14 protein-coding genes are annotated in these 17001 nt (G+C 75.0%); 5 read left to right on the top strand and 9 right to left on the bottom strand.

Translation table 11 applies throughout. The features are described 5' to 3' along the window. Window positions 1–44: 44 nt before the first annotated feature. Window positions 45–974 (top strand): LLM class F420-dependent oxidoreductase, encoded by a 930-nt coding sequence (locus ACWIX7_RS01840; RefSeq protein ID WP_448619926.1) that lies wholly within the window; start codon window positions 45–47, stop codon window positions 972–974. On the opposite strand, the gene ACWIX7_RS01835 is transcribed toward ACWIX7_RS01840, so the two are convergent. Next, window positions 896–1171 carry an EAL domain-containing protein gene (locus tag ACWIX7_RS01835; RefSeq protein ID WP_448619925.1) on the bottom strand — a complete coding sequence of 92 codons (276 nt, stop codon included), beginning with the start codon at window positions 1169–1171 and terminating at the stop codon, window positions 896–898. The two genes, ACWIX7_RS01840 and ACWIX7_RS01835, sit on opposite strands and share 79 nt — an antisense overlap. Continuing rightward, on the bottom strand, window positions 1144–1395 hold the full coding sequence (locus ACWIX7_RS01830) for a hypothetical protein (protein WP_448619924.1): 252 nt from the start codon (window positions 1393–1395) through the stop codon (window positions 1144–1146). Before ACWIX7_RS01830 ends, ACWIX7_RS01835 begins: the two co-directional genes overlap by 28 nt. Before the next feature lie 321 nt (window positions 1396–1716). Here ACWIX7_RS01830 and leuS point away from each other — a divergent pair, with 321 nt between their 5' ends. Then, the gene (gene leuS, locus ACWIX7_RS01825; RefSeq protein WP_448619923.1) at window positions 1717–4605 is read left to right on the top strand and encodes a leucine--tRNA ligase; all 2889 of its coding nucleotides are present in this window, start codon (window positions 1717–1719) and stop codon (window positions 4603–4605) included. A 109-nt stretch (window positions 4606–4714) separates the two neighbouring features. Here leuS and lipB read toward each other — a convergent pair whose 3' ends face one another. From lipB to ACWIX7_RS01810, 3 genes are all read right to left on the bottom strand, one after another. Then, entirely contained in the window at window positions 4715–5371 is a 657-nt protein-coding gene (lipB, locus tag ACWIX7_RS01820) for a lipoyl(octanoyl) transferase LipB (protein ID WP_448619922.1), read from the bottom strand. A 96-nt stretch (window positions 5372–5467) separates the two neighbouring features. Further along, window positions 5468–6202, bottom strand: a complete 735-nt coding sequence (locus ACWIX7_RS01815) for a Type 1 glutamine amidotransferase-like domain-containing protein (protein WP_448619921.1) — start codon at window positions 6200–6202, stop codon at window positions 5468–5470. A 2-nt stretch (window positions 6203–6204) separates the two neighbouring features. Continuing rightward, on the bottom strand, window positions 6205–7449 hold the full coding sequence (locus ACWIX7_RS01810) for a protoporphyrinogen/coproporphyrinogen oxidase (protein WP_448619920.1): 1245 nt from the start codon (window positions 7447–7449) through the stop codon (window positions 6205–6207). Between the two features lie 118 nt (window positions 7450–7567). On the opposite strand from ACWIX7_RS01810, the gene ACWIX7_RS01805 reads away from it, so the two are divergent. Continuing rightward, window positions 7568–9232 (top strand): protein kinase domain-containing protein, encoded by a 1665-nt coding sequence (locus ACWIX7_RS01805; RefSeq protein ID WP_448619919.1) that lies wholly within the window; start codon window positions 7568–7570, stop codon window positions 9230–9232. Between the two features lie 6 nt (window positions 9233–9238). On the opposite strand, the gene ACWIX7_RS01800 is transcribed toward ACWIX7_RS01805, so the two are convergent. The 3 genes from ACWIX7_RS01800 to lpdA form a co-directional block, all read right to left on the bottom strand. Further along, window positions 9239–10147: a TIGR01777 family oxidoreductase gene (locus ACWIX7_RS01800; protein WP_448619918.1), complete on the bottom strand. Its 909-nt coding sequence runs from the start codon at window positions 10145–10147 to the stop codon at window positions 9239–9241. Between the two features lie 72 nt (window positions 10148–10219). Next, window positions 10220–12124: a 2-oxoglutarate dehydrogenase, E2 component, dihydrolipoamide succinyltransferase gene (sucB, locus tag ACWIX7_RS01795; protein ID WP_448619917.1), complete on the bottom strand. Its 1905-nt coding sequence runs from the start codon at window positions 12122–12124 to the stop codon at window positions 10220–10222. Window positions 12125–12173: 49 nt separating this feature from the next. Next, complete coding sequence (gene lpdA, locus ACWIX7_RS01790) at window positions 12174–13553, bottom strand: dihydrolipoyl dehydrogenase (RefSeq protein WP_448619916.1); 1380 nt, start codon at window positions 13551–13553, stop codon at window positions 12174–12176. Window positions 13554–13706: 153 nt separating this feature from the next. Between lpdA and ACWIX7_RS01785 the strand changes: the two genes are divergently transcribed. Beyond that, window positions 13707–14024: an oxidoreductase gene (locus ACWIX7_RS01785; RefSeq protein ID WP_448619915.1), complete on the top strand. Its 318-nt coding sequence runs from the start codon at window positions 13707–13709 to the stop codon at window positions 14022–14024. Window positions 14025–14090: 66 nt separating this feature from the next. Here the strand turns inward: ACWIX7_RS01785 and ACWIX7_RS01780 are convergent, their stop codons facing one another. After that, window positions 14091–15602 carry a leucyl aminopeptidase gene (locus tag ACWIX7_RS01780; RefSeq protein ID WP_448619914.1) on the bottom strand — a complete coding sequence of 504 codons (1512 nt, stop codon included), beginning with the start codon at window positions 15600–15602 and terminating at the stop codon, window positions 14091–14093. A 202-nt stretch (window positions 15603–15804) separates the two neighbouring features. Between ACWIX7_RS01780 and gcvT the strand changes: the two genes are divergently transcribed. Then, the gene (gene gcvT / locus ACWIX7_RS01775) at window positions 15805–16923 is read left to right on the top strand and encodes a glycine cleavage system aminomethyltransferase GcvT (RefSeq protein WP_448619913.1); all 1119 of its coding nucleotides are present in this window, start codon (window positions 15805–15807) and stop codon (window positions 16921–16923) included. Window positions 16924–17001 lie beyond the last annotated feature (78 nt).

Genomic DNA, 17001 nt, shown 5'->3' with positions numbered 1-17001 from the left:
TCTCCGGGACGGCGGGCGTGACGAGGCCCCGATAGCGTCGCCGGGTGCAGCTACGCGTCTTCACCGAACCGCAGCAGGGCGCCACCTACGACGACCTGCTGGCCGTTGCACGGCGGACCGAGGAGACCGGCTTCGACGCCTTCTTCCGCTCCGACCACTACTTCGCGATGGGCGGGGACGGCCTGCCCGGGCCGACCGACGCGTGGGTGACCCTGGGCGGTCTGGCTCGGGAGACCAGGCGCATCCGGCTGGGCACGCTGATGTCTGCGGCGACCTTCCGGCTGCCCGGACCGCTGGCGATCTCGGTGGCCCAGGTCGACCAGATGAGCGGCGGGCGGGTCGAGCTCGGTCTCGGCTCGGGCTGGTACGAGGCCGAGCACACCGCCTACGGCATCCCGTTCCCGTCGCTGGGGGAGCGGTTCGACCGCTACGAGGAGCAGTTGGAGATCGTCACCGGCCTGTGGTCGACGCCGGTCGGGCGGACCTACGACTTCGCCGGGCGGCACCACCGGCTCAGCGACTCCCCGGCGCTGCCCAAGCCGGTGCAGCCCGGCGGCGTGCCGGTCATCGTGGGTGGGCGCGGCAAGCGGCGCACGCCGGCGCTGGCGGCCCGGTACGCGGCCGAGTTCAACGTGCCCTTCGCCTCCGTGGCGGAGAACGCCGAGCTCTTCGACCGGGTGCGGCAGGCCTGCGCGGACGCGGGGCGCGATCCGGCATCCGTGGTGCTCAGCACCGCGCTGGTGCTCTGCGCGGGCCGGGACGAGGCCGAGCTGGCGCGGCGGGCCGAGGCGATCGGCCGGGACGTCGACGAGCTGCGGGCGCACGGCGCCGCGGGCACGCCGGCCGAGGTCGTCGACGTCCTCGGGCGCTACCGCGAGGTGGGCGCGAGCCGGGTCTACCTGCAGGTCCTCGACCTCGCCGACCTCGACCACCTGGACCTGGTGGCCGCCGAGGTGGCGCCCCAGCTGGGCTGAGGAGATCCGTTACAGCGACTGCACCGGGATCTCGACCGTGGTCTCGAGCCAGCGGAGGAACGCCTCGACGGGCATGGGCGGGCGATGCCGTAGCCCTGCGCCGCGTCACAGCCCAGCGCGGCCAGGGCTGCCTGGGTGCCGGTGTCCTCCACGCCCTCGGCCACCAGCGTCAGGCCCAGGTCGTGGGCGAGGGCCACGGTGTGGCGGACGATCGCCGCGGCCCGGGAGTTGCAGTCGAGTACACCAGGTTGCCGACGACGCCCAGGACCAGCGCGGCCGTCATGCTCCACCAGGCCAGCCGGTCGTCGGCGGCCCGGCGGGCCGCGGCGGCGCACACGAACGCCGCCCCGACGTAGACGGCGTTGTAGAGGACGAGGTCGTAGGCGACCGCCCACGTCTCGCCGTCCGGCCGACCCCACACGCCGGTGGCGAACAGGGCCAGAGTCGTCGACGTCGCGCCGAGGGCGCGGCGGGACAGGGCGGTGGCGTGCCGGTGGATCGCACACGACGGACATCAGCCGGTGCTGTGCCGGGCTCCACCCGACACCCGGCCGGCCTCCCCACCGCGGGTGAGACCGGGTCGGGCGCCGGTGCGCGGTAGCATCGACGGTGTGACCAGGCGGCTCCTCCTCGCGCGGCCGTGCTGACCTGAGATCCCCAGTCAGCACGGCGACCCCTCCTGCGTGAGGGGTCTTTTGCTGTCTGCCGCCGGTACGAGCACTCGAGGACCAGGAGCACGACGATGAGCCAGACGGCCGACCAGCCGAGTGTCGAGCACGCGGGGGACGTCCCGCCGTTCCGGTACACCCCGGCTCTCGCTCATTCGATCGAGGACTCCTGGCAGGCGCGGTGGGCCGTCGAGGGGACGTTCCACACCCCGAGCCCGACGGGCCGGCTGTCCGAGGGCTTCGAGCGGGTCGCGGACCGGCCCAAGTACTTCGTGATGGACATGTTCCCGTACCCCTCGGGCGCCGGTCTGCACGTCGGTCACCCGCTGGGGTACCTGGGCACCGACGCCATCAGCCGGTTCCGCCGCATGGACGGCGCCAACGTGCTGCACCCGATGGGCTACGACGCCTTCGGTCTGCCGGCCGAGCAGTACGCCGTCCAGACCGGGCAGCACCCGAGGATCACCACCGAGGCCAACATCGCGGCCATCAAGGCGCAGCTGCGCCGGCTGGGCGTCGACCACGACGAGCGCCGCACCTTCGCCACGATCGACCCGGGCTACTACCGGTGGACCCAGTGGATCTTCCTGCAGGTCTTCGGGTCCTGGTTCGACGAGGAGGCCGGGAAGGCGCGCCGGATCGACGAGCTGGTCGCCGAGCTGGACGCCGGCACACGGGAGCCCGCCGCGGGGACGAACGACACCGGCCGGCCGTGGGCGGAGCTGGACGCCGTCGAGCGGCGCCGGGTCGTCGACGCGCACCGGCTGGCCTACCTGCACGAGGCTCCGGTCAACTGGTGCCCGGGCCTGGGCACGGTGCTGTCCAACGAGGAGGTCACGCCCGACGGGCGCTCCGAGCGCGGCAACTTCCCGGTGTTCCGGCGTCCGCTGATCCAGTGGATGATGCGGATCACCGCCTACGCCGAGCGGCTGCTGGCCGACCTGGACCGGCTGGACTGGTCGGACTCGGTGAAGCAGGTGCAGCGCAACTGGATCGGCCGCTCCACCGGCGCGCGGATCGGCTTCAGCTGCGGCGACGAGACCATCGAGGTCTTCACCACCCGCCCCGACACCCTGTTCGGCGCCACCTACATGGTGCTGGCCCCCGAGCACCCCTTGGTCGAGACGCTGACCGCCGCCCGGTGGCCGGACGGCACCGACCCGCGGTGGACCAGCGGCGCGGCGACCCCGGCCGAGGCGGTGCGCGAGTACCAGCGGCAGGCCTCCCGCCGCTCCGAGCTGGACCGGCAGAACGAGGCGCGGGAGAAGACCGGTGTCTGGCTGGGCGTCACCGCGGTCAACCCGGTCAACGGCCGTGAGCTGCCGGTCTTCATCGCCGACTACGTGCTGACCGGGTACGGCACCGGCGCCATCATGGCCGTCCCCGGGGAGGACACCCGCGACTTCGAGTTCGCGCAGGTGTTCGGGCTGCCCGTCGTGCGCACGGTGCAGCCGCCGGAGGACTTCGAGGGCGGCGCCTGGACCGGCGCCGGCCCGATGATCAACTCGTCCAACGAGGACGTCTCGCTGGACGGCCTGGACAAGGCCACCGCGATCGCGACCATCACCGAGTGGCTGGTGCGGCACGGCCACGGCCAGGCGACCACCACCTACAAGCTGCGCGACTGGCTGTTCAGCCGGCAGCGCTACTGGGGCGAGCCGTTCCCGATCGTCTACGACGAGGACGGCCTGCCGATCGCCGTCCCGGACTCGATGCTGCCGGTGCTGCTGCCCGAGGTCGACGACTACTCGCCCAAGACCTTCGACGACGACGACGCCGACTCCCTGCCGGAGCCGCCGCTGTCGCGTGTCACGGACTGGACGACGGTCGAGCTCGACCTCGGCGACGGGCCGAAGAAGTACCGGCGCGAGACCAACACGATGCCCAACTGGGCCGGCTCGTGCTGGTACTACCTGCGCTACCTGGACCCCTCCGACGACACCCGGATGGTCGACCCGGAGCTGGAGCGCTACTGGCTGGGCCCGCGCGAGCCGGGCGACGTCGGCGGCGTCGACCTGTACGTCGGCGGCATGGAGCACGCCGTGCTGCACCTGCTGTACGCCCGGTTCTGGCACAAGGTGCTGCACGACCTCGGGTACGTCTCCAGCGAGGAGCCGTTCCGCCGGCTGGTCAACCAGGGCTACATCTCCGCGTACGCCTACACCGACGAGCGCGGCTTCTACGTGCCCGCCGCCGAGGTGGTCGAGGAGGACGGCCGGTTCACCCACGAGGGCAGGCCCGTCAACCGTGAGTACGGGAAGATGGGCAAGAGCCTGAAGAACATGGTGACGCCGGACGAGATGATCGCCGCGTACGGCGCCGACACGCTCCGGGTCTACGAGATGTCGACCGGCCCGCTGGAGCAGTCCCGGCCGTGGGAGACCAAGGCCGTCGTCGGCTCGCAGCGGCTGCTGCAGCGGATCTGGCGGGTCGTCGTCGACGAGGAGACCGGGGCGGTCCGGACGGCGGACGACGTCGAGCCGGCCGAGGAGACGCTGCGGGCGCTGCACCGGGCGATCGCCGGGGTCCGCGACGGCATGGCGACGCTGCGCTTCAACATCGCGATCGCCCGGATCACCGAGCTGACCAACCACCTGACGCAGGCGTACGGCGCCGACTCCGCGGTGCCGCGCTCGGTGGCCGAGCCGCTGGTGCTGCTGGTGGCGCCGCTGGCCCCGCACATCGCCGAGGAGCTGTGGGCGCGGCTGGGCCACGAGCAGTCGCTGGCCTGGCACCCGTTCCCGGAGGCCGACGAGCGCTGGCTGGTCGAGGACACCGTGCAGGTCGCCGTCCAGGTCAACGGCAAGGTGCGGGCCCAGGTGACGGTGCCGGCCGACGCCGACGCCGCCGCGCTCGAGGCCGCCGCCCGGGCCGACGAGAAGGTGGCCGCGCACCTGGACGGCAGGACGGTGCGCCGCGTCGTCGCCGTCCCCGGCCGGCTGGTCAACTTCGTCGTCGGCTGAGCAGGACCCCCTGCCCCCACCGCTCGTAGAAGGACCCCGTCCTCCCCACCCTTCGCGAGCTCAGGGCGGGGCCCTGGACGGGGCCGGCGGGGCCCCTGCAGGGAGGCCTTCAGGCGGGGACGGCGGCGGTGAGCACCTCGCGCATCGCGGCCTCGACCGGGTCGATCACCTCGGCGACGGTCACGTCGCGCCCCAGCTCGGTGGAGAGCGAGGTGGCGCCGGCGTCCACGATCCCGCAGGGGATCATGTTGCCGAACGCCGACATGTCGGGGTCGCAGTTGAGCGCGAACCCGTGCATGGTCACGCCCCTGGCCACCCGGACCCCGATGGCGGCGACCTTGCGGTCCGGGCGGTGTCCCTGCCCGCCCGCCCGGTCGGCGCACACCCACACGCCGCTGCGGCCCTCGACCCGCTCGGTGGCCAGGCCGAGGCCGTCGCAGACGTCGATGAGCGCCGCCTCCAGCCGCCGCACGTGGGCGACGACGTCGACCGGGTCGGCCAACCGGACGATCGGGTAGCCGACGAGCTGGCCGGGGCCGTGCCAGGTGATCTTGCCGCCGCGGTCCACGTCGATGACCGGAGTGCCGTCGAAGGGGCGCTCGTGCGGCTCGGTGCGCTTGCCCGCGGTGTAGACCGGCGGGTGCTCCAGCAGCAGCAGCGTGTCGGGACCCTCGCCGGCGACCCGGGCCGCGTGCAGCTCGCGCTGCATCGCCCATGCCTCCTCGTAGGGAACCGTGCCCGCCCGGACGACCCGCAGCTCACTCACGGGACCAGCCTAGTGAAAGGACCCCTCTGCCCCTCACCGCTCGCAGGCTCGCGGCGGGCCCCTGCAGAGGGCCGGCGGGACCCGGGACGCGGCCGGTCAGCGCAGCCGCCGGGGTTCGATGCGGGTCTCGACCGCGGTGCCGTCGGGACCCGGCTCCACCCGGAAGGCGGCCTTGTCCGGCCGGTCGGCGACCGCCTCCACCAGCTCGGCGCCGCGGTAGACCAGCCCCACGCCGTCGTCGGTGGCGTGCCCGCCGGGCAGCGTGCCGTCGGCCACGAGCCGGTGGTACAGCGGACGGCGCTGCTCCTCGGAGTCGTAGTGCACCCCGTTAGACGTCGGGATGAGCCCCAGCCCGTTGGTCACCGGGCGCAGGTCGGGGCCGTAGGAGTCGGTGGTGCCACCGACGTGCCAGCACAGCGACCCGGCCGACACCCCGCCCAGCACGACACCGGCCTCCCACACCTCGCGGAAGACCTCGTCCAGTCCGTGCACCCGCCACACCGCGAGCAGGTTGGCCACGCTGCCGCCGCCGACCCAGACCACGTCCTGGGCCAGCAGGTGTGCGCGGACGTCGGGGACGGTGGGCATCGGGAAGAGGCTCAGGTGGCTGACCTGCACCCCGCTGCCGGCGAAGGCGCCGTACACGCCGGCCACCCGCACCGGGTCGTCGCCGGTGGCGGTGCCGAGGTAGCACAGGCGCGGCCGCTCGGGCGCACCCGCCAGCTGGAGGGCGAGGTCGAAGACCGGACCCGGCGCCCAGTCGTAGGGGCCGCGACCTCGGGAGTCGAAGCCGATGCTCGTGGCGACGATGGTCGGGGCGGTGGCGGGCACGGTCAGGCAGCTCCTCGCTGGTCGGTGCCCAGGGCGCGCAGGACGGCGCGGGCGGCCCGCGCCCCGCTGGCCATGGCGCCCTGGATGGACGGGGTGTCGCGGTGGTCGCCGGCGACGAACAGCCCGCCGCCGAGGTCGACCGGCTGCCGCAGGCGCAGCGGCGGGACGGCGGCCGGCTGGGCCTGCGGCACGGTGACCGAGGTGAGGTGCTCGAGGTCGCCCGGTCCGACGCCGTGCAGCGCGGCGACCTCGGCCCGCACGTCGGTCTCGCGGGTGGGGGCGAGGCTGGAACTGGCCACCAGCGCCCGGCCGTCGGGGCTGTAGGCGGGCTGGGCGTCAGTGAGCACGACGCTGTTGACCAGCCGCCCGCCCGGCGTCCCGAGGACCAGCAGCGGCTCCCCGGTCGGGGAGGCGGGCAGCACGTGCAGGTGGGTGGTGACCCGGCGGGGCGCGGACGCCGTCAGCCCGGGGACCAGCTCCGCGGCGGTGCCGGGGTCGGTGGCGACGACGACCGCGTCGGCGCGGGTGCGCCCGCCGTGGGTGACGACCGCGTCGCCGCGCACGGCGGTCGCCGGGACGCCGAGGTGCACGCGGCCGGCCCCGACCCGGGCGGCCAGCTGCTCGCCGACCGACTGCATGCCGCGAGCCGGCAACCCGATGGCCCCGCGGGCGAAGCTGCGCCACAGCAGGTCCAGGTAGCGGCTCGAGGTCTCCAGCCCGTCCTCCAGGAGCACCCCGGCGAGGAAGGGCCGGAAGAAGCGCTCCAACGCCGTGTCGCCCACACCCGCCTGCCTCAACCGTTCCTCGGCGGTCGTCTCCCGCTCCCGCAGCAGGCGCTCGACCGGCGTGTAGCCGGCCCGGACCGAGTAGGCGGCGATCGCGGCCTTGCGCACCGGGGAGCCGAGCGGCGCGCGCAGCGTGTCCAGCGCCGCCGTGGGCCGTCGCCGCGGGTCCACCACCCGGGACCGCCGACCCTCCACCCGGACGACCGCGCCCGGCCAGAACCAGCCGAGGTCGAGCGCCGCCAGGTCGAGGTCGGCGGCGCGCGGGTAGCCGGTGTTGAGCACCTGGAAGCCGCGGTCGACGACGAACCCGTCGACCCGCTCGGTGGCCAGCCGACCGCCGGTGTGCGCGGCCGCCTCGGCGACGTGCACGTCCACCCCCGCCGCGCGCAGCCGGACCGCCACCGACAAGCCGGCCAGCCCGGCCCCCACGACGACGACCTGGACGCGGGCGGGCAGCGGCATGGCCCGAACCTAGGACGCCCGGCGCCGTCCCACCCGTCCGGGGCGGGGTCTGTGGACGCGGCCGGTGCCTGTGGACGGCGTCAGCGGGATGGCCGCCCGTCCGCCTACGGTGCCCGCCATGCCCGCGTCCCCTCCAGCGCCCGTCGTCCCCGGCTACCGGCTCGAGGAGCTGCTCGGCCGCGGCGGCTCCGGCGAGGTGTGGCGTGCGGTGCCCCGGTCCGGCGGTCCGGCGGTCGCCGTCAAGCTGCTGGTGGCCGGGGACGCCGAGCGGCAGGCCCGCGAGGCGGCGCTGCTCGGGGAGCTCGACCACCCGCACCTGGTCCGGCTGCACGAGGTGGTGCACGAGCCACGTCGCGGCGGCCAGCCGCGGGTGGCCCTGGTCCTCGACCTGCTCGCCGGCGGCAGCCTGGCCGCCCTGCTGGCCCGTCGCGGCCGGCTGCGGCCCGGGGAGGTCGTCACCGCCCTCGCCCCCGTGGCCGCCGCCCTGGCGCACGCCCACGAACGCGGGGTCGTGCACGGCGACCTCTCGCCCGGCAACGTCGTGTTCACCGCCGAGGGGCGCCCGGTGCTCACCGACCTCGGGGTGGCGCGGGTGCTGGGCGAGGAGGCCGCCCGTGAGGTCACGCCGGCCTACGTCGACCCCACCGTGGCCCGCGGTGGGGCGCCCGGCCCTGCCTCGGACGTCTTCGGCGTCGCGGCCGCGGCCTTCCACGCGCTCACCGGGGTCGCCCCCTGGAACGCCGCCACGCCCGCCGACACGCTCCGGGTGGCCGCCGAAGGCGTGCTGCCCGACCTCGCGGAGCTCGCACCCGGTGCCCCGCCGGACCTGCTCGCCGTCATCGGCCGCGGGCTCTCGGCCGACCCGCACGACCGCGGGTCGGCCGCCGCCTTCGCCCTGGACCTGCGGCACGCCTGCCGTCCCGAGCCGGTGCGGCTGCCGCAGGCCGGAGTGCCCGACGAGGACCTCGCCCGTACCGGCCGTGGTCCGCGCACCGAGCTCACCCACCAGGTCCCCGGGCGGCACCGGCAGGTCGCCGACGAGGTGCCGTCCGACCGCACCGGCCTGCGGGCCCGGCTCGCGGCGTCCGGCCCGCTGCTGCGCCGGGGGGCGGTGCTGGCCGGCGCGGCCGCCGTCGTGGTCCTCGGGGTACAGCTCGGTGGCTGGTGGAGCAGCGGGCCGGCGCCGGAGCCGGCCCCCCTGGCCGACCGCGCAGCGAGTGCACCCCGCACGCCGGGGCCGGCGCCCGACCCCTCAGCAGCCGCGCCTCCCTCGGCTGCCCCGGAGACCGCGGCCCCGCCACCGTCGGTCCCGGCGCCCGGGGGCTCCGTCGAGCCGGCACCGGCCCCGACACCGGGTGCCGCACCGGAGGCCGCCACCCCGTCCGAGGACGACTGGCGGGGCCGCCTCATGAGGCTGTACCAGCGCCGGGCGGAGGCGCTGGCCACCGGGTCCGCGCCTCTGCTCGACGACGTGTACGTCCCCGGCAGCACCCTCCTCGCGGCCGACCGGGACAGCGTGGCCGCCCTGACCGCCGCCGGCGAGGCGCTGCGCGGCTTCGCGCCGGAGGTGGTCAGCGCGACCCTGGCCGGCGGCACGCCCGGTGCGGGCCCGGTGACCCTGCGGGTGGTGGATCGCTGGCCGGACTACGAGGTGGTGCGAGCGGCCGATCCCGGCGGCCCGGCGTTGCGCACGGTCGGCGGGCGCGGGGAGGTGGAGGTGCGCATGACGATCGAGGTCACCGCTGAGGGGTGGCGGATCGCGTCGGCCGAGCGGGTGGGGTGAGACGGGTCAGCCGCGCTGCAGCGCCGCGCGCAGGGCCGACTCCAGGTCGGGGTGGACGAAGGCGTAGCCCGACTCCATCAGCTTCTCGGGCACGGCACGACGTCCGCCGAGGATGCTGGTTCGGGCGAACTCACCCAGGGCGAGGGACAGGGCGAAGCCCGGCACGGGCAGCGGTGTGGGGCGTCCCAGGACCCGGCCGAGGGTGCGCGTGAACTCGGCGTTCGTGGTGGGCGCCGGAGCGGTCATGTTGACCGGCCCGGACACGTCGCCGCCCAGCAGATGGACGATGCCCTCGACCTCGTCGGTGAGGCTGATCCAGGGCCAGTACTGCTGTCCCGAACCGATCCGGCCGCCCAAGCCCAGACGGAAGACCAGGCCCAGGATCCGCACGAGCGGTGCCTGCCGGCCGAGGACCAAGCCGGTCCGGAGGTGGACAACGCGCACGCCGGCAGCCTCGGCCGAGGCCGTCGCAGCCTCCCAGCGGGTGCACAGTTGAGCGAGGAAGGAGGTGCCCGGCGGCTCGCTCTCGGTCACGGGGCGGTCCCCGTGGTCGGCGTAGTAGTCGATGCCCGAGGCGGACACCAGGACGCGGGCACGGCCGGGATCCTGGGCGACCGCCGCGGCCAGCCCGTCGCTGATCGTCACGGTGCCGTCGATACGACTATCCAGGAGCCGCTGCTTGTAGGCCTTCGTCCATGGGCGTGGCCGGATGGGCTCGCCGGCCAGGTGGACAACGGCGTCGACGCCCTGCAACAGCGCCGGGTCGATCCGCCGGTGCTCGGGGTCCCAACGGTGCTCGTCGGCCGTCCGCGGCGTCCGGCGCACCAACCGCAAGATCTCGTGGCCGTCCGCCTCCAAGCGGGTGACCAGCGCGCGACCGATCATCCCCGACGCGCCGGTGACCGCGATCCTCATGACCCTCCTCTGGACCGGTGCTGGGAACGGATCGGGGCCCCGGCAGCTGCCGGGGCCCCGATCGGGTGTGGGTCAGGAGAGGCCGAGCTCGCCGTGGAACTGACCGGCCTCCAGCCGCTGCTTCACCGTGCCGAGGAAGCGGGCGGCATCGGCGCCGTCGACGATCCGGTGGTCGTAGGTCAGCGCCAGGTAGACCATCGACCGGACCGCGATCACCTCGCCGAGGCCGGGGTCCTGGACGACGACCGGGCGCTTGACCACGGTGCCCACGCCGAGGATCGCCACCTGCGGCTGGTTGATGATCGGCGTGTCGAACAACGCCCCGCGGCTGCCGGTGTTGGTCAGCGTGAAGGTGCCGCCGCCGAGCTCGTCCGGGGTGACCTTGTTGGTGCGGGTCCGCTCGGCCAGGTCGGCGATCTTGCGGGCCAGTCCGCCGATGCTCAGGTCGCCGGCGTCCCTGATGACCGGGACCAGCAGACCGCGCTCGGTGTCGACCGCGACGCCCAGGTTTTCGGCGTCGTGGTAGGTGACCGTCCCCGCCTCGAGGTCGATCGAGGAGTTCACGGCCGGGTGGGCCTTGAGCGCCTCGACCGCCGCCTTGGCGAAGAACGGCAGGAACGACAGCTTGACGCCCTCGCGGGCCTCGAAGTCGCGCTTGGCCCGGTCCCGCAGCCGCGCGATGGCGGTGACGTCGGCCTCCACGACCGTCGTGAGCTGAGCGCTGACCTGCAGCGACTCCACCATCCGGCGGGCGATGACGGTGCGCAGCCGGGAGAGCTTCTCGGTGCGCCCGCGCAGCGAGGTGTCGGGCTGGGCCGCAGGCGACGGGCTCGGGGCCGGGCGACCGGAGGCGGCGGCCGGGGCCGGGGCCTCCGCCGGGGCGGCCGCCTTCTCGGCGGCGGCGAGCACGTCCTGCTTGCGGATCCGCCCGCCGACGCCGGTGCCGGTCACCGAGGACAGGTCGACGCCGCGTTCGGCGGCCAGCCGGCGCACCAGCGGGGTGACGTACTGCCCACCCCCGTCACCGGCGGGTTCCGGGGCCGGGGTCTTCGGCGCCGCGGGCGCCTGGGGGGCGACCGCCTGGGCCGGCGAGGGCGCGTCGGTGGGGGACGTGCTCGGCAGCACGCCGCCGGAGCCGTAGTCGGCACCGGGCTGCTCCGAGGACGGCTGCGCCCGCTGCGGCGTCGGGTCGGCCTGCGGGGTCGGCTGCGTCGCCTGCGCGGGAGGCGCCGGCTCCCGCGGCTCCTCCTGCGACTGCGGCTCCTGCTGGGCCGGGGCCGAGGGAGCCGTCGCCTGCGCGGGGGCGCCTCCGCCGGCGGACCCGGAACCGATGACGGCCAGCTCCGCACCGACCTCGACCGTCTCGTCCTCGTTCACCGAGATCGACAGGAGCGTGCCCGACACCGGGGCCGGGATCTCCGTGTCGACCTTGTCGGTGGAGACCTCGAGCAGCGGCTCGTCGGCGGTCACCTCGTCGCCGACGGACTTCAGCCAGCGGGTGACGGTGCCCTCGGTGACGCTCTCGCCGAGCGCCGGCATGGTCACCGACGTCCCCTCGCCGCCGCCCTGGCCACCGCCGCCCTGGCCGCCGTCGCCGGAGGCCGGTGCGGCCGCAGCCGGCTGCGGCTCCTCCGACGGACCGGGACCGGCGTCCTCGACCTGCTCGATGGGGGTCTGCGGGGTGGTGTCGGCGTCCTCGGCCGACGCGGGCCCGCCCGCGCCCGCGCCGGCGCCGCCGCCGTCCCCGCCGATGACCGCGAGCTCGGCACCGACCTCGACCGTCTCGTCCTCGGCGACGAGGATCTTGCTCAGCACGCCGGCGGCCGGCGACGGGATCTCGGTGTCGACCTTGTCGGTCGAGACCTCGAGGAGGGGCTCGTCGACCTCGACCTGCTCACCCTCCTGCTTGAGCCATCGGGTGACCGTGCCCTCGGTGACGCTCTCGCCCAGGGCGGGCATGGTGACGGAGGTCGGCATCGGGGCAGGGCTCCTTCTGGCGCGGGTGGGTGGGGGAGGTGGTGCGAGGTCAGCCGTGCACGTGCAGCGGTTTGCCGGCGAGCGCGAGGTGGGCCTCTCCCAGGGCCTCGCTCTGCGTCGGGTGCGGGTGGATGAGGGCGGCGACGTCGTCGGCCTCGGCCTCCCAGTTGTAGATCAGCTGCGCCTCGGCGATCAGCTCGCCGACCCGGCTGCCGACCATGTGCACGCCGACCACGGGGCCGTCGACGGCCTGCACGAGCTTGACCGCGCCGGCGGTCTTGAGGATCTGGCTGCGGCCGTTGCCGCCGAGGTCGTAGGTGAGGGTCTTGACCTCGCCGAAGCGCTCCTTGGCCTGCGCCTCGGTGAGACCGACCGAGGCGACCTCGGGGTCGGAGTAGGTGATCCGCGGGACACCGGCGTAGTCGATCGGGGCGGGGTCGAGGCCGGCCAGCCGCTCGGCGACGAAGATGCCCTCGGCGAAGCCGACGTGGGCCAGCTGCAGGGTCGGGATCAGGTCGCCGACGGCGGAGATGGTGGGCACGTTGGTGCGCAGGTACTCGTCGACGAGGACGTAACCGCGCTCCATGGCGACCCCGGCCTCCTCGTAGCCCAGGCCCTGGCTGACCGGCCCGCGGCCCACGGCCACGAGCAGCAGCTCGGCCTCGAACTCCTTGCCGTTCTCGAGCGACACCTTGACGCCGTTCTCGGTGTTCTGCACGCCCGAGAAGCGGCTGCCGAGCTCGAAGCCGATCTTGCGACGGCGGAAGGCGCGCTCCAGGAGCTTGGAGGAGGCCTCGTCCTCGAGCGGGACGAGGTGCGGCAGGGCCTCGATGATGGTGACGTCGACGCCGAAGGACTTCCAGGCGCTGGCGAACTCGCAGCCGATGACGCCGCCACCGAGGATGATCGCCGAGGCCGGCACCCGGTCCAGGGTCAGTGCGTGGTCGCTGGTGATGACCCGGGTGCCATCGACCTCGAGGCCGGGCAGCGAGCGCGCGTAGGAACCGGTGGCCAGCAGGATGTGCTTGCCCTCGTACCGCTGGCCGTCGACCTCGACGGCGGTCGGGGAGACCAGCCGGCCCTCACCCTCGACGTAGTTGATCTTGCGGCTCTTGATCAGGCCCTGCAGACCCTTGTAGAGCCGGGAGACGACGCCGTCCTTGTAGCCGTTGACGCCGTCCATGTCGATGCCGGCCAGTGACGTCTTGACGCCGAACTGCTCACCCTCGCGGGCCAGGTCCGCGACCTCGCCGGCGTGCAGCAGTGCCTTGGTCGGGATGCAGCCGCGGTGCAGGCAGGTGCCGCCGACCTTGTCCCTCTCGACGAGGACGACGGACATGCCCAGTTCGGCGGCGCGCAGCGCGGCGGCGTAGCCACCCGAGCCACCACCGAGGATGACCAGGTCGGCGGGGGAGGTGGGTGCGCTCACGAGTTCTCCTCGGGTGCCGGGGTCCCGCCCGCATCCAGGCGGCCGGGTGATGGTCCGCGCCCATCCTGCCACTCCGGGAACGCGGTGGTGGACCGCACCGTTGCCAGCGCGACGTCGCGCTGCGGACGCGACCCGGTCGGGACAGGGGTGGGCATGGGTTTGTGGAGCCGACTGCGACGGCGGGCGCCCGGCCGCGGCACGCTCGACCGGGGCTCCGGCCGGGCCGACGTCACCCACCTCGAGCAGTTCGTCGCCAGCCGGCGCGGCGTCGAGGGGTACGTCGAGCCCCGGACGGCGGTCACCGAGACCACGATCGTCCTGGTCGCCGCGGACGGCGAGTGGACCCGGCGGCGGATCGACGGCCCGGACACCGCCCGGCGGCTCTCCCGGGAGCTCGGCATCCCCGTCTACGACGCGCAGGTGACCGGCTATCCGCAGCGGATGCGGGACTGGAACAAGGACCGCCGCTGAAGGACCCCGTCCCTCTCACCCCTCCCAAGCTCGGGGCGAGCCTCCGGACGGGGCCGTTCCAGTCCCTCACGTGGTGGCGATGAGGTCCTCGATGGTCGCGAGCAGGGTGCGCACCGGGACGCCGGTGCCGCCCTTGGGCGTGTACCCCCACGGCGAGCCGGTGTTGTAGCTCGGGCCCGCGATGTCGATGTGCGCCCACGGCAGCCCGCCCGGCACGAATTCGGCGAGGAAGTGCGCCCCCACCAGCATGCCGCCCATCCGGTCGGCGTTGGCGTTGACGAAGTCGGCGATCGGGGAGTCCAGCCCGCGGCGCAGTTCGGCCGGCATCGGCATCGCCCACATCGCCTCGCCGCTGCGGGCCGAGGCGGCCACGACGGCGTCCCGCATGCCGTCGCTGCCCATCACGCCGGCGGTACGCGAGCCGAGGGCGACCAGCTGTGCGCCGGTGAGCGTCGAGGTCTCCAGGATCGCATCGGGGGAGTCCTCGGCGGCCCGGGCCAGGGCGTCGGCCAGGATCACGCGCCCCTCGGCGTCGGTGTTGGTGATCTCGGCCTTCTTGCCGTTGCGGAAGGTCACCACGTCGGCCGGGCGGTAGGCCGAGCCGCTGGGCAGGTTCTCGGCCATCGGCACGGTGGCGGTGACCTCGACCGGCAGGCCGAGCTCGGCGACCAGGCAGACGGTGGCGATCACGGCGGCCGCGCCGGCCATGTCGCTGGTCATGTGGTGCATGTTCGCGGCCGGCTTGATCGACAGGCCGCCGCTGTCGAAGGTGATGCCCTTGCCGACCAGTGCCACCTTCTTGCGCGCCTTCTTCCCGCGGTAGGTGAGCCGGAGCAGGCGGGGGCCGCGGGTCGAGCCGCCGCCGACGGCCAGGACGCCGCCGTAGCCGCCGGCGGCCAGGGCCTCCTCGTCGAGCAGCTCGACGTCCAGCCCGGCGCGCTTGCCCGCAGCGGCGCCGCGCGCCGCGAGCTCGGCGGGGAAGAGGTCGTTGGGCGGGGTGTTGACCAGGTCGCGCACCAGCGCGACGGCATCGGCGACGGCGCGGGCGCGCTCCAGCGGTCCCTTCGCGGCCCCGGCGTCGGGGACGACGACGGCGAACTCCCGCGGCGGGACGAGCCGGCCGGCGGAGTCGGACTTGTAGGTGGTGAACTCGTAGGCGCCGAGCAGGCTGCCCTCGCCGACGGCGTGCAGGCGCAGCTCGTCGGGCGTCCCGCCGATCGCGGCCAGCAGGGTGACGACCGAGCCGCGTCCCGACAGCGCCCGGCTGGCGGCACCGGCGGCCCGGCGGGCCGCCTCGCCGGCGTACCCGCCCCCGGCCTGGGGCGCGCCGAGGCCGACGGCGGCGACGACCGGGAACGGGCCCTGGCCGAGCGCGGCGACCCGGGTGACCTCGTCCTCCGCACCGCGGGCGCCCAGGTCGGTGAGGGCGGGCAGCAGGCGGCCGCCCAGCAGCCGGTCGACGGCCTCCGCGCCGGGGGTGGGGAGCGGGCCGTCGGGGCCCTTCCCGATGCCGACGACGACGGCGTCGGCGGAGAGCTTCTCGAGCGGGCGGTCGGTGGCGGAGATCGTCGGCGGCACCGCTCGATCCTAGAAGGACCCCCTGCCCCCACCGTTCGCCAGCTCACGGCGGGCCCCTGCAGGAGGGCCACCCTGCCCCCACCGTTCGCACGCTGGCCTCCCCCGGAGGCTCAGCCCGAGCGTGCGAGGGCTGAGAGGGGCGAGGTCCTTCCGCCTGCAGGAGGGCCGTCCGGTGCCCGCGGCGAGCGCTAGCGTGCCGTCCGTGACCCCGCGGACCTCCCCCCTGCACGACCGGCACGTCGCGGCCGGGGCCAAACTGGCCGACTTCGGCGGCTGGTCGATGCCGATCGAGTACGCCGGCGGCGGGGTGCTGGCCGAGCACGAGGCCGTCCGCACCCGCGTCGGCCTGTTCGACGTCTCGCACCTGGGCACCGCCACGGTGCGCGGCCCGGGGGCGGCGGCCTTCGTCGACAGCTGCCTGACCAACGACCTGTCGCGCATCGGACCGGGCCAGGCGCAGTACACGATGTGCTGCCTGCCCGACGGCGACCCGCGTGCCGGGGGAGTGGTCGACGACCTGATCGTCTACCTGCACGGCCCGGACGACGTCCTGCTCGTGCCCAACGCCGCCAACGCCGCCGAGGTGGTGGCCCGGCTGACCGACGCCGCACCGGCCGGCGTGACGGTCACCGACCGGCACACCGAGGTCGCCGTCCTGGCCGTGCAGGGGCCCCGGTCACCGCAGCTGCTGGCGTTCCTCGGCCTGCCCGGCGAGCTGCCGTACATGTCCTTCGTGACCGGCGTGGGCGGCGGCTCGGCCGAGGTCACCGTCTGCCGCACCGGCTACACCGGCGAGCACGGCTACGAGCTGCTGGTGGCCGCCGACCGCGCCGGCGAGCTGTGGGACGTGCTGGTGGAGACCGGTCAGGACGAGGGGCTGCGGCTGTGCGGGCTGGGCGCCCGCGACACGCTCCGCACCGAGATGGGCTACCCGTTGCACGGCCACGAGCTCTCGACGGAGGTCACGCCGGTGCAGGCCCGCGCCGGCTGGGCGGTGGGCTGGCGCAAGCCGGCGTTCTGGGGTCGCCAGGCGCTGCTTGCGGAGAAGGAGGCCGGTCCGGCCCGGCTGCTGTGGGGGCTGCGGGCGACCGGGCGGGGCATCCCGCGGCCGGGCATGGCGGTGCTCGACGCCGACGGCGCCCGGGTCGGCGAGGTCACCAGCGGCACGTTCTCGCCGTCCCTGCGCACCGGCATCGCCCTCGCCCTGCTGGACACCGCCTCCGGCGTGGGGGAGGGCAGCGAGCTGGCCGTGGACGTGCGCGGGCGGCCGCAGCCCGTGCAGGCCGTGCGGCCGCCCTTCGTCCCCTCGCACGTGCGCTGAGGAAGGACCCCCTGCCCCCCTCGCTCGCAGCTCGCGGCGGGGCCCTGCGGGGGGCCGCGCCGCGAGCTGCGAAGGTGA

This window comes from Geodermatophilus sp. URMC 65 (assembly GCF_053502545.1).
The sequence above is the reverse complement of the archived record's forward strand: the minus strand, read 5'-3'. Positions and strand labels throughout refer to the sequence as shown.

Bases quoted from the DNA above. Each gene is read 5' to 3' on its own strand.
- leuS (WP_448619923.1), top strand. From the start codon at position 1,717: ATGAGCCAGACGGCCGACCAGCCGAGTGTCGAGCACGCGGGGGACGTC.
- ACWIX7_RS01810 (WP_448619920.1), bottom strand. From the start codon at position 7,449: ATGCCGCTGCCCGCCCGCGTCCAGGTCGTCGTCGTGGGGGCCGGGCTG.
- ACWIX7_RS01805 (WP_448619919.1), top strand. From the start codon at position 7,568: ATGCCCGCGTCCCCTCCAGCGCCCGTCGTCCCCGGCTACCGGCTCGAG.
- ACWIX7_RS01800 (WP_448619918.1), bottom strand. From the start codon at position 10,147: ATGAGGATCGCGGTCACCGGCGCGTCGGGGATGATCGGTCGCGCGCTG.
- sucB (WP_448619917.1), bottom strand. From the start codon at position 12,124: ATGCCGACCTCCGTCACCATGCCCGCCCTGGGCGAGAGCGTCACCGAG.
- ACWIX7_RS01785 (WP_448619915.1), top strand. From the start codon at position 13,707: ATGGGTTTGTGGAGCCGACTGCGACGGCGGGCGCCCGGCCGCGGCACG.